A 12864-nucleotide genomic window follows, 5' to 3' on the forward strand; every position below is an offset into this window, starting at 1 on the left:
GCGCGATGGAAAGCAAACGTCTGGATAATGCCGCGCTGGCGGCGGGGATCAGCCCACATTACATTAATGCCCACGGTAAACCGCAGTCTATTGGTGCCGAAACCAAGCGGCGTTTGCTTGACGCCATGCATCGCACCACCGCCGCCACGAAGGTGGCGGTGACCCCGGTGCCGAACGTCATGGTTTATACCGCGGGCAAAAAAATGCCGTTGGCGGTTGAGGGAAGTGGAGAGTTTACCTGGCTGCTAACCACCGAAGAGGGTGTGCAGCACAAAGGGCATGCCGTTGGCGGTAAATCTTTCAACCTGCCGGCGAAACTGCCGGAGGGATATCACACGCTTACCCTGACCCAGGGGGAGTTGCGTACGCATTGCCGTATCATCGTGGCGCCGAAGCGCTGTTACGAACCGCAGGCGTTGTTGGCCGGGCAGAAGCTGTGGGGGGCATGCGTTCAGCTTTACACCCTACGTTCAGAAAAAAACTGGGGGATTGGCGACTTTGGCGATCTCCGCGCCATGTTGGTGGATGTGGCACAACGCGGCGGCGCGTTTATCGGCCTGAATCCTATTCATGCGCTGTATCCGGCGAACCCGGAAAGTGCAAGTCCATACAGCCCGTCGTCACGTCGCTGGCTGAATATTATTTATATTGATGTCAACGCAGTAGACGATTTCCACCACAGTAAAGAGGCACAGGCCTGGTGGCAGAAACCCACGACTCAGCAAGCCCTGCAAAAGGCGCGAGATGCCGTATGGGTGGATTACTCTACCGTTACCGCACTGAAGATGACGGCTCTACGTATGGCGTGGAAAAGTTTCTCTGCGCGTGATGATGAGCAGATGGCGGCATTTCGCCAGTTTGTGGCTCAGGAAGGCGATAGCCTGTACTGGCAGGCGGCCTTTGACGCCCTGCATGCGCATCAGGTGAAAGAAGACGCATTGCGCTGGGGCTGGCCGGTGTGGCCAGAGGCTTTCCAGTCGGTGGACTCGCCAGAGGTCAAACAGTTCTGCGAAGCGCATCGTGATGACGTGGACTTCTACCTGTGGCTTCAGTGGCTGGCGTATACCCAGTTCGCTGACTGCTGGGAAACGAGTCAGGGTTTTGCGATGCCTGTCGGGCTGTATCGCGATCTGGCGGTCGGCGTGGCAGAAGGGGGGGCGGAAACCTGGTGCGACCGTGAGCTGTACTGCCTGAAAGCCTCGATTGGCGCGCCGCCGGATATTCTCGGTCCGCTGGGTCAGAACTGGGGGCTGCCGCCGATGGATCCGCACATCATCACAGCCCGCGCTTACGAACCGTTTATCGAGCTGCTGCGCGCCAATATGCAGAACTGCGGCGCATTGCGTATCGATCATGTTATGTCGATGCTGCGTCTGTGGTGGATCCCCTACGGTGAAACGGCCGATCACGGCGCCTACGTGCATTATCCGGTCGACGATCTTCTTTCAATTCTGGCGCTGGAAAGTAAACGTCATCACTGCATGGTGATTGGTGAAGATCTGGGTACTGTACCGGTGGAGATCGTCAGCAAGCTGCGCGATAGCGGCGTGTACTCCTATAAAGTGCTTTATTTTGAGAATGACCATGAGAAAAACTTCCGTGCGCCGAAAGCGTACCCGGAACAATCAATGGCAGTCGCGGCGACGCATGACCTTCCTACGCTTAAAGGTTATTGGGATAGTGGCGATCTGACGCTGGGTAGAGCGCTGGGTCTGTACCCGGATGAGGTTGTGCTACGAGGGTTATATCAGGACCGGGAGTTGGCGAAACAAGGGCTGCTGGACGCGCTGCACAAATATGGCTGTCTGCCAAAACGCGCGGGTCACAAGGCCTCGCTGATGTCGATGACGCCGATGCTTAATCGTGGCATGCAACGCTACATCGCTGACAGCAACAGTGCGCTGCTGGGCCTGCAACCGGAGGACTGGTTAGGAATGGCGGATCCGGTCAACATCCCGGGGACCAGCGACCAGTACAAAAACTGGCGGCGTAAGCTCACCGCTACGTTGGAGCAGATGTTCGCCGATGACGGGGTGAACAAGCTGATTAAGGATTTGGATAAACGCCGAAAAGCCGCTGCGAAGAAGAAATAGTGTTAGTTGGCCGGATGGCGACGCAGAATGCGTCTTATCCGGCCTACAATGACTGCGGTAGGCCGGGTAAGCGAAGCGCCACCCGGCACCGTTTTATCAGACCACCATGCCCAGCAGCAGACAACCTACCAGACCGCAGACGGAGATAATGGTCTCCAGCATTGACCATGACTTGATGGTCTCACCGATAGTCAGGTTGAAATACTCCTTGAACAGCCAGAAGCCTGGATCGTTCACGTGGGAGAAAATGACGGAGCCGGAACCGACTGCAATAACCATCAGCTCAGGGCTTACGCCGGTCGTCGCAATCAGCGGCGCCACTATCCCACCTGCGGTGATAGCTGCAACGGTCGCGGAACCCAGCGCGATACGCAGTACCGCAGCGATAGACCATGCCATCAACAGCGGAGAAACGTTCGAGCCGTGCATCATGGAGGCGATGTATTTGTCCACGCCGCTATCAACCAGAACCTGTTTGAAGGCACCGCCACCACCGATGATCAACAGCATCATCGCGATGATTTTGATTGAGGACACCAGCGTGTCGTTAATCTGATCCATCGAACGTCCACGGTTCAGACCAAACGTGAACATCGCAATCAGCACCGCGATAAGCGTAGCCATGACCGGGTCGCCAAGGAATTCTGCAACCGTCAGGAAAGCATGACCTTTAGGCAGAATCATCTCCGCGACGGCGCGCATCGCCATCAGGATAACCGGAACCAAAGAGGTCCAGACGCTGACGCCAAAGCCTGGCATCTCTTCTTCGGTGAAGGTTTTTGCGCTGTACAAACCTTCCGGGATTGGCTTATCGATGCCTTTCAGGAAGCGCGCGTACACCGGACCGGCGAGAATAACGGTCGGGATGGCCAGAATCGTACCAAACAGCAGGGTTTTACCCATATCTGCGTGGAAAATGGTGGCGATAGCAGTCGGACCCGGGTGAGGCGGCAGGAAACCGTGCGTGACGGACAGCGCAGCAGCCATCGGGACACCAACGTACAGCAGCGGGATGTTTGCCGCCGCGGCAATCGTGAACACCAGCGGCAGCATCAGTACGAAGCCGACTTCGTAGAACAGGGCAAAACCGACGGTGAAACCGGTTAATACTACCGCCCACTGAATGTGTTTTTTGCCGAATTTAGCAATCAGCGTGGTGGCGATGCGCTGTGCGCCGCCGCAGTCCGCCAGCATTTTGCCCAACATGGCGCCAAAACCCATAATCAGGGCGAGGCTGCCAAGGGTTCCGCCGACGCCGGCTTTAATAGAACCGATGACTTTATCCAGCGGCATCCCTTGCATCAATCCGACAGCAAGCGCCACCAGGACGAGAGCGATGAAGCCGTTCATTTTGAAACGGATCATCAGGAGAAGTAACAAGATTACACCGATAGCAACGATGACTAATGGCATGATTTACCTGGCCTTTACTTTGTTATGGGTAACGTCAGTGTTTAGATGACAAATTCCGATTGTCCCGACCGGGAACCGAGTATTCACAGCACCAATGCTGATTACCGTCAAAACTAATTAGTTTAGCTGGCTGTTATGGGTGTGTTAGGTGCTGATATGAATGATACGGGTAACATGTGGCGCTTGAAAATCACCTGAGCAGGCAAAATTTAAATTATGAGAGGCGGGTCAAATTATAGCGGAGTTGTTGCAGGGGACATGCAGAGAAATGTAAGGGTGCAGGCCGGATAAAGCGTTTACGCTGCCATCCGGCATCAATGCCCGATGGCGACGCGGATGCGCCTGATCGGGCCTTGCAGGTCTGGTCGTTAGTAGTAAGAGTGCTCACCGCGCTGGTGTTCGGTTAAATCGCGAACGCCTTTCAGTTCAGGGAATTCAGCCAGCAGCTGTTTCTCGATACCTTCTTTCAGCGTTACATCTACCATTGAACAGCCGTTACAGCCGCCGCCAAATTGCAGAATGGCGTAGCCTTCATCGGTGATCTCCATCAGAGAGACGCGGCCACCATGGCCTGCCAACTGTGGGTTGATCTGCGATTGCAGCATGTACTCTACGCGTTCCATCAGCGGCGCATCATCGGCAACTTTACGCATTTTGGCGTTTGGCGCTTTCAGCGTCAGCTGGGAGCCTAACTGGTCGGTAACGAAATCGATTTCTGCATCTTCCAGATACGGTGCGCTCAGTTCATCAACATATGCGGTCAGCAGGTCAAATTTAATGGCGGTGTCGGTTGCTTCCACGGCGTCGGGCGGGCAATAAGAAACGCCGCATTCAGCGTTAGGCGTGCCGGGATTAATCACAAATACGCGAATTTGTGTCCCTTCTTCCTGATTTGCCAGCAGTTTGGCAAAGTGCGCTTGTGCAGCATCGGAAATATGGATCATAGTAATGGCCTAATAGTTGACTATTTTACTTGGTTATAATACGCCCATCATCGAGGCTCTACAAGGTTCGACACAGGCACCATACCTGGACAGTCGCCGCGCCGTTGCGTAAAAGCAGCTGCGCGATTTCCGCGACGGTACTTCCGGTAGTGACGACATCATCCACAATAACCATATGGAGTCCCTGCACCGGCAATTCAAGGCGAAAGGCATTTTTCAGGTTACGTTTGCGTAATCTGGCGCTGAGATAGTGTTGTGTGGCGGTGGCCCGAACCCGTGTGATGGCCTGCCTGTCCCAGTCGCAGCCAAGCCAGCGCGCCAAAGGGCGACACAGTAAATCACTCTGATTAAATCCTCTGCGCCAGTGTCGGCGTTGCCAGAGCGGGACGCTAACTATTCTGTCCGGCAGAGGAAGAGCGCTGACGCGCCGGGCCTGTAATACCTCCAGCAACAGTAAACGTGAAAGAGCACTGGCCATTTCGCTGCGGCGTGAAAACTTAAACTGGTGGATAAGTCCGCTCAGCGGAGGAATATAGTCGCTGACGGCGATCAGACGCTGCCACGGCGGGGGTTTTTGCAGGCAACGACCGCAGGGAAGCGAAGGATGTGCGGCAGGTAGTCCGCATTGAGGACACCGGCAGAGAGGCTGACGCGTTGCCCGCGTGCAAACCGAACAGATCCCCCAGTGCCCCAACGTCAACGGCATTCGGCATAGCCAGCACAATCCTGGTACTGTTAGCATAGATGCATCCTTTCAGGCTAAAAGAGAACAATAACTGATGAATGACATCTGGTGGCAGACCCAGGGTTCGGGAAATTGCCATCTTGTGCTGCTGCACGGATGGGGACTGAACGCGGAAGTATGGCATTGCATAAGTGAGGAACTGAGCTCGCATTTCACGCTGCATCTTGTCGACTTGCCGGGATTTGGTCGTAGCCAGGGGTTCGGCGCAATGTCGTTGGAAGAGATGGCCGGGCGGGTATTAAAACAGGCGCCGGAGAAAGCCATCTGGCTCGGCTGGAGTCTCGGGGGGCTGGTCGCCAGTCAGGTGGCGTTAACGCATCCTGAGCGTGTTCAGGCGCTGGTTACCGTGGCATCCTCACCTTGTTTTAGCGCGCGCGACGAATGGCCGGGCATTAAGCCGGAAGTACTGGCCGGTTTCCAGCAACAGTTGAGCGAAGATTTCCAGCGTACGGTTGAGCGTTTTCTGGCCTTGCAAACGATGGGTACTGAAACCGCGCGTCAGGATGCGCGAGCGCTGAAGAAAACGGTGCTGGCATTACCCATGCCGGACGTCGAGGTGCTTAATGGCGGGCTGGAGATCCTGAAAACGGTCGATCTGCGTGAGCCGTTATGTTCTGTGGATATACCTTTCCTGCGGATGTACGGTTATCTTGATGGTTTGGTTCCGCGCAAAGTCGTCCCGAGGCTGGATACCTTGTGGCCGCAAAGCGAGTCGTTGGTGTTTGCCAAAGCGGCGCATGCGCCGTTTATCTCACATCCGACGGAGTTCTGCTCAGTGCTGGTGGCGTTAAAACAGCGGCTATAAATCCGCTGTTTTGCCCGGTGGAATCATACTGCCGGGCTGGTGATTAATGGCTGCACGTAGCCAGATCCTCAGCGGTCAGGCCGGTGATTCTGCAGATGGTCAGCGGGTCTATACCATCTGCCAACATGGTTGTTGCAATGCGTAGAGCTTCCTCTCGTTTGCCTTGTTGCAAACCCTCTCGTAACCCCTGTAGTAACCCTTTCCTGTGACCTTCCTGAAGACCATTAAGGTGCCCTTCCTGACGTAATCTTTCGGCAATAGTCATCAACTTTTCCTTATGTTGAGGTAAACGTTCGGCGACCTGGTGAATAAATTCGCTAAAACGCGCGGTGTCACCGGCCTGCATCAGGTAATTAAACAGGGCTTTCAACTGGTTGTCATTAGCATGTCCTTTAACAAGCAGGATGGCGAGTTTTTCAACTAACCCCATCAAATCGCGTTTACGAATATGCTTTTGGATGAGCTCCAACAGCGCCATCCGGCGGTGCTGCATGATCTCGTCATCGGGCACAACGGTGATATCGACCAATGGAAATGCTGTGGCATAAAGTGGTCTGGCTGCCTCCGGGTCGTCAAATTCGTCCAGCCAGCAGAGTGAATATGGATATGGGCTGACGGTGCCATGATAAAAAAGTATGGGGATCACTAACGGTAGTTTCTTATGGCCCGCGTCCAAAATCTGGCCTGGATGTTTGCTGCCATTTGTAGGCCGGATAAGCGTAGCGCCATCCGGCAGGAGCGGCAAACTAGCGCAAAGCCCACCACTCGCGCAGGCAGGCTTTACCTTCGGGGCAACTCTTGCAGCTTCCGGACAGACACCCATCGGCATCTTCCTGAATCCGCACCGCTTTGCCCATCTTTTCTAACTGATTCAGCATGGCGTCAATCATTGGCTGCGGAGTATGCAGCGTGTGGCTAATTTGCTTTGCCTCCAAACGCCCCCGCAGCGCCAGTAAATCACGAACCTGAATAAGCGATGCCATCGTTGACGACCTTAGTGGCAATCGCCAGTGGTACTGGAACAGCAGGAGCTAGCCGTTCTGTTGGTTGACAGCAGTGAGAGATCCACCCGGCTGCGGGCACGGCGCAGCAGACCCAGCAACACGATGTTAAACAGAATGACGGCTAAGATGCACACCAGACTGTAAGTCGGATGCGCTTTGTAGCTGACGGTCTGATAAAACAGCGTTGACAGTGAATAGGCGATGTTCAGGCCCCACAGGATCGAGAAGCCCATCCAACCACGGCTGGATTCACGTGCGATAGCCCCCATCACTGAAATGCACGGGACATACAGCAGCACGAAAATCAGGTAGCTGTACGCGGCGGCGGCGCTGCCAAATTTCTCGCCCATCACGCCCATTGCGCCTGTAGCCATCTCGCCGTCGCCTTTGCTGGCTTCAATAGGGTTGGCCAGCACGCTCAGGCTGAAGGTGTCTTTCAGGCTTTGCCAGGTTTCATCCACCGCACTGAACAGCTCGTCACCGAGGTGGAAATCTGCCGGATTGAATTCTTCTTCCTGAATGTTTTCTGCGGTGTAAAGCGTGTTCAGCGTACCGACAACCACCTCTTTTGCCATCGCACCGGTGAACAGACCGACGGTTGCCTGCCAGTTATCTTCGTGGACGCCAATCGGCTTGAAGACCGGGGTGATGACGCGGCTGACGGAAGCCAGAGCAGAGTCGTTGATGTTATCGACGATTTTCCCGCTTAGCGAGAAGCTGTTAAAGGCGCTGAGGAAAATACTGACGATGATAATCACTTTACCGGCACGCAGCACGAAGCCTTTCAGACGTTGCCAGGTCTGAATAATCAGGCTCTTGATGTGCGGCACATGGTACACCGGCAGCTCCATGACGAACGGTGTTGCTTCGCCACGCATGATGGTGTGTTTGAGCATCAGGCCGGTCAGCACCGCCATGATGATACCCAGTACGTACAACGAGAAGACCGCCAGCGCGCCGTTCTGACCAAAGAAAGCCGCGGCAAAGACGGCGAAAATCGCCAGACGTGCGCCGCAGGACATAAACGGCGCCATCATGATGGTCATCAGACGTTCACGTGGCGCATCCAGCGTACGGGCGCCCATCACCGACGGTACGTTGCAGCCAAAGCCGACTATCAGCGGGACAAACGATTTGCCCGGCAGTCCCAGTGCCTGCATCAGACGGTCCATCACAAACGCAGCGCGCGCCATGTAACCGGAGTCTTCAAGGAAAGAGAGGAACAGGTACATCATGCCGATTTGCGGCACCAACGGCAGCACGGTGTTAATCCCGCCGCCAAGACCTTGCGCCAGGAAGATAGTGAGCCAGTCCGGGAAGTGCAGTGTATAGCCAATCCATTGAATACCATGAATAAACAGCGCCACGGAACCCACATCGAATAACGGCTGCAGTGCGCCGCCAATATTAATGGCGAGCAGGAACATCAGGTACATCACGAACAGGAAAATCGGCAACCCGAGGAAGCGGTTAAGGACGATTTTATCCACCGCGGTGGTGAAACGGCTCGGCTCTGCCGTCAGGGTATTACTGACGGTATCGCAGATTGCGGCGATGCATTGGTAACGCGCATCGGCGATATGCAGCGCCGGATCGTCCATTGTTTCACTCAGACGCGCAATGGCGGCATCAAGGTTTTGTGCGGCCTCACCGGCGTAGGCACGGCTGTAGATATCGCCTTCCAGCATCTGCAGGCCCAGCCAGCGGCGTTGTTTAAGCGGCATATCTTTGGCCATCGCATCGGCGAGGGAATCGGCTTCCTGCAACAACGGCTGGGCATAATGCACCAGTTCGACGGTGTCGTTTTCCTTGTAGCGATCGATCGCCAGCTTCAACGCTTCAATGCCGCGGGCGCGGGTGGAGACCAGCGGAACCACCGGGCAGCCAAGACGGGCGGAGAGGGCGTCGATATCGATACGGATTTGCTGTTTCTCAGCAATATCCAGCATGTTCAGCGCGACGATACAGGGAATGCCCAGCTCAAGCAGTTGCAACGTCAGGTAGAGGTTGCGCTCAAGGTTTGAGGCATCGACCACGTTGATCAACAGATCCGCGTCGCCGCTTAAAATGTAGTGGCAGGCGATTTGCTCATCAAGAGAGGTCTGCGACGAGATTGTCGTCAGTGAATAGGTGCCGGGTAAGTCGACCAGCGTGACCTGATGGTCCGTCGTGGCGAAATGACCTTCTTTACGCTCAACGGTAACGCCAGCCCAGTTGCCTACACGCTGACGCGCGCCGGTGAGCTGGTTGAATAAGGTTGTCTTGCCGGAATTAGGATTACCAATTAAACCAATGGTTAGTTTTTTCATTTTTATAGACTCACTGTATTAACAGGACACCGCTTCCACTTCTAATAACGCCAAATCCTTTTTACGCAATACCAGACTTACGCGACGCGTTTCAATATGGATAGGATCGCCGAGCGGGGCGACGCGAACCACGTTGAAGGATGAGCCGGGTAGCATGCCAAGTGACAACAGTTTCTGACGATAAGCCGGGCTGATTTCACGGGCAAAACCGGTAATTTTCCACGCACTGTCAGGAGTGAATTGCATAGGGGCCTACTTATATCTCGCTAACTGGGTGATTACCTCATGGGGCGACAGGGCGGCATGAGACCAGATGATTAGCCAACGTAAGGAAAGAGTAAATAATCAACAAACCAATGATAATGAGAATGGTTTCTATCATCAATAGAATAAGTGTGACGGAATGTACAATTAGATAATAATTTGAGCCAATTTTGATATTCCTCAATATTTATTCTGGTTGGGGACGAATGATTCGCGCTAGCAATTATTGAAATCCTTAATGTTTAATTAAGGTTTCATCTGTTAATGAAGTGATAAATATAATGAGGAAGAGAGAAGATAATATAGTAAATATGCCGGATACGGTATTTACACCGCTATCCGGCACATGGTTTAAACTTAGCGCTTTTTACCCATTGCCGCTGCCAGCGCATCCATCATGGCGCTGTTGCCCGCAGGCTGAGCGTCACGGCCACGAGGTTTCGCGGCTTTTGGGGCCGGGCGATTGCCCTGAGTACGATCGTTATTTCCACCACTGCGACGCGCGTTGGTTTCACTTGGCTGCTCATCCAGACGCATAGTCAGCGCGATACGCTTACGCTGCAGGTCTACTTCCAGCACTTTCACTTTCACAATGTCGCCCGCTTTCACCACGGTGTGGGGATCTTCGACGAACTTATTCGACAGTGAAGAGATATGCACCAGACCGTCCTGGTGTACGCCGATATCGACAAACGCGCCGAAGTTGGTGACGTTGGTGACGGCCCCTTCCAGAATCATCCCCGGTTGCAGATCGTTCATGGTTTCTACGCCATCAGCAAACTGTGCGGTTTTGAATTCAGGACGCGGGTCGCGACCCGGTTTTTCCAGCTCTTTGATGATGTCGGTGACGGTCGGTACCCCGAAGCGCTCGTCAGTAAAATCGGCGGCTTTCAGATTGCGCAGTTCGCTGCTGTTGCCCATCAGATCGCGCAGCGATTGCTCGGTGGCGGCCAGAATGCGTTCCACAATCGGATAGGCTTCCGGGTGAACGGTGGAGGCATCCAGCGGATTATCGCCGTGATTGATACGCAAGAAGCCCGCGCACTGTTCAAAGGCTTTAGGGCCCAGACGGCTGACTTTGAGCAGTTGCTGACGGTTCTGGAACTGGCCGTTCTCGTCACGCCAGGCCACGATGTTCTGCGCCATCATGCGCGTCAGGCCCGCCACGCGGGTCAGCAGCGGTACGGAGGCGGTGTTCAGATCCACGCCGACGGCGTTTACGCAGTCTTCCACTACCGCATCCAGCTTACGCGCCAGCTGCGTCTGGCTTACGTCGTGCTGATACTGGCCCACGCCGATAGATTTCGGATCGATTTTCACCAGCTCAGCCAGCGGATCCTGCAGACGACGGGCGATAGACACCGCCCCACGCAGCGAAACATCAAGGTCCGGGAACTCCAGCGCCGCCAGCTCAGAAGCGGAGTACACTGACGCGCCGGCTTCGCTGACGATTACTTTCTGCGCGGTGACTTGCGGGAACTGTTTCTGTACGTCGAGGAAGAAACGCTCGGTTTCGCGCGACGCCGTACCATTACCAATCGCCACCAGCTCAACGTTGTATTTTTCACACAACGCCGCAACGGCGACGGCGGCTTTGGCGGCCTGACCGGTATGCGGGTAAATGGTATCGGTAGCGACCAGTTTGCCGGTACCATCAACCACAGCCACTTTTACCCCGGTACGCAGACCCGGATCGAGGCCCATTGTGGCGCGCAGTCCAGCTGGGGCGGCCATCAGCAGGTCATGCAGGTTGCGGGCAAAGACGTTAATCGCTTCATCTTCCGCACGTTCGCGCACGGTACCCATCAGCTCGGTTTCAAGGTGCATCAGCACTTTGATGCGCCACGTCCAGCTCACCACGCCTTTACGCCAGCTGTCGGCAGGTGCGTTATTCAGGCGCAGTCCCAGATGTTCCTGGATAATTTGCTCGCCGTGGCTCTCTTTTGGCGGCTCATCGAATTGCGGATCGGCATTCAATGAAAGCTGTAACATGCCTTCGTTACGACCACGGAACATGGCCAGCGCGCGGTGGGATGGCACGGTAGAAATCGGTTCGTGGTGGTCGAAGTAGTCACGGAACTTCGCCCCTTCCTCTTCTTTACCGCTGACCACGGTAGAAACCAAATGCGCGTTTTTCCACAGGTAATCACGAACTTTTGCCAGCAGCGCGGCGTCTTCTGCGAAACGCTCCATCAGAATGTAGCGCGCGCCGTCGAGAGCGGCTTTGGTGTCCGCCACGCCGTTTTCGGCGTTGAGGTATTTGGCGGCTTCCGTTTCCGGGTCGTGGGAGGGTTCGTTCCACAGCAGGTCAGCCAGCGGCTCCAGCCCGGCTTCAATGGCGATTTGCCCACGGGTGCGGCGCTTGGGTTTGTACGGCAGATAGAGATCTTCGAGTTCGGTCTTACTTAACGTACCGTTGATCGCATTCACCAGATCGTCGGTCAGTTTGCCTTGCTCGCCGATAGATTTCAGGATCGCCTGACGGCGGTCTTCCAGTTCACGCAGATATCCCAGACGGGTCTCCAGATTACGCAATTGCGTATCGTCCAGACCGCCGGTGATTTCCTTACGATAACGTGCGATAAACGGCACGGTGTTCCCTTCATCAAGCAGGCGAACGGCAGCTTCTACCTGTTCAGCACGAGCCTGAATTTCACCAGCGATAATGCGGCAGAAAGAATCATTCATCATGGATAGCTTCGTCTATAGGATAAAAAATCAGGGGATAGTTATACGGATTGACTGGCAAAAATGCCAGTCATCTACGGGGGCTTCGGATTGTTCCGGTCTCACTTCACGTATTCGATCTCGTTTACGTACCAACTGGCTTCGCCGCCTGGGGTGTTTACTACCGCGAGATCGCCGACCTCTTTTTTCAGCAGCGCCCGCGCCATTGGCGAATCGATAGAGATGTAATCTTTACGACCGAAGATCTCATCGTAACCGACAATGCGGAATTTGCGGATGTCGCCATCGTCATTTTCAATCTCGACCCATGCGCCAAAGAAGACTTTCCCTTCCTGTTGCGGGGAGTAATCGACGATTTTCAGATTTTCCATGCACTTGGTCAAATAACGAACGCGGCGGTCGATCTCGCGCAGGCGCTTTTTATTATACTGGTAGTCGGCATTTTCGCTGCGGTCGCCCAGACTTGCGGCCCAGGTGACCTTTTTGGTGACTTCCGGGCGCTCTTCACGCCAGAGATAATTCAGTTCTTGTTTGAGTTTTTCATACCCTTCACGGGTTATCAGGGGCGTTTTCATCTTATTGTTTTACCTTCGACTCTG

10 protein-coding genes and 1 pseudogene are annotated in these 12864 nt (G+C 54.6%); 2 read left to right on the top strand and 9 right to left on the bottom strand.

Annotated features, from left to right (window positions below; translation table 11 throughout):
* The first annotated feature begins 5 nt into the window (after positions 1–5).
* A complete protein-coding gene (gene malQ, locus OOJ59_RS07715; protein WP_160955332.1) occupies positions 6–2093 on the top strand; it encodes a 4-alpha-glucanotransferase in 2088 nt (695 codons plus the stop codon).
* 96 nt (positions 2094–2189) lie between these two features.
* Here the strand turns inward: malQ and gntT are convergent, their stop codons facing one another.
* The 3 genes from gntT to gntX all read right to left on the bottom strand — a co-directional run bounded on the left by gntT (position 2190) and on the right by gntX (position 5192).
* Positions 2190–3506: a gluconate transporter gene (gntT, locus tag OOJ59_RS07720; protein ID WP_003023507.1), complete on the bottom strand. Its 1317-nt coding sequence runs from the start codon at positions 3504–3506 to the stop codon at positions 2190–2192.
* A gap of 368 nt (positions 3507–3874) precedes the next feature.
* Complete coding sequence (gene nfuA / locus OOJ59_RS07725) at positions 3875–4450, bottom strand: Fe-S biogenesis protein NfuA (RefSeq protein WP_003023509.1); 576 nt, start codon at positions 4448–4450, stop codon at positions 3875–3877.
* A 58-nt stretch (positions 4451–4508) separates the two neighbouring features.
* Positions 4509–5192 carry a DNA utilization protein GntX gene (gene gntX / locus OOJ59_RS07730; RefSeq protein WP_085049013.1) on the bottom strand — a complete coding sequence of 228 codons (684 nt, stop codon included), beginning with the start codon at positions 5190–5192 and terminating at the stop codon, positions 4509–4511.
* Positions 5193–5229: 37 nt separating this feature from the next.
* Between gntX and bioH the strand changes: the two genes are divergently transcribed.
* Entirely contained in the window at positions 5230–6000 is a 771-nt protein-coding gene (gene bioH / locus OOJ59_RS07735; RefSeq protein ID WP_160955331.1) for a pimeloyl-ACP methyl ester esterase BioH, read from the top strand.
* 43 nt (positions 6001–6043) lie between these two features.
* Here the strand turns inward: bioH and OOJ59_RS07740 are convergent.
* The 6 genes and pseudogenes from OOJ59_RS07740 to greB all read right to left on the bottom strand — a co-directional run.
* Positions 6044–6676: pseudogene (locus tag OOJ59_RS07740) on the bottom strand (Rpn family recombination-promoting nuclease/putative transposase); the annotation flags it as partial.
* Positions 6677–6746: 70 nt separating this feature from the next.
* Positions 6747–6983 carry a [Fe-S]-dependent transcriptional repressor FeoC gene (gene feoC / locus OOJ59_RS07745; protein ID WP_069323799.1) on the bottom strand — a complete coding sequence of 79 codons (237 nt, stop codon included), beginning with the start codon at positions 6981–6983 and terminating at the stop codon, positions 6747–6749.
* An 11-nt stretch (positions 6984–6994) separates the two neighbouring features.
* Positions 6995–9313, bottom strand: coding sequence for a Fe(2+) transporter permease subunit FeoB (gene feoB, locus OOJ59_RS07750; protein WP_038634892.1), 2319 nt, complete (start codon positions 9311–9313; stop codon positions 6995–6997).
* An 18-nt stretch (positions 9314–9331) separates the two neighbouring features.
* Positions 9332–9559, bottom strand: coding sequence for a ferrous iron transporter A (feoA, locus tag OOJ59_RS07755; RefSeq protein WP_003023519.1), 228 nt, complete (start codon positions 9557–9559; stop codon positions 9332–9334).
* A gap of 375 nt (positions 9560–9934) precedes the next feature.
* Positions 9935–12268: a Tex family protein gene (locus tag OOJ59_RS07760; protein ID WP_160955330.1), complete on the bottom strand. Its 2334-nt coding sequence runs from the start codon at positions 12266–12268 to the stop codon at positions 9935–9937.
* Between the two features lie 98 nt (positions 12269–12366).
* Positions 12367–12840 (bottom strand): transcription elongation factor GreB, encoded by a 474-nt coding sequence (greB, locus tag OOJ59_RS07765; protein ID WP_003023524.1) that lies wholly within the window; start codon positions 12838–12840, stop codon positions 12367–12369.
* Positions 12841–12864 lie beyond the last annotated feature (24 nt).

The sequence above is a fragment of the Citrobacter sp. W9 genome, assembly GCF_026719375.1.
Taxonomy (GTDB): Bacteria; Pseudomonadota; Gammaproteobacteria; order Enterobacterales; family Enterobacteriaceae; genus Citrobacter; species Citrobacter werkmanii.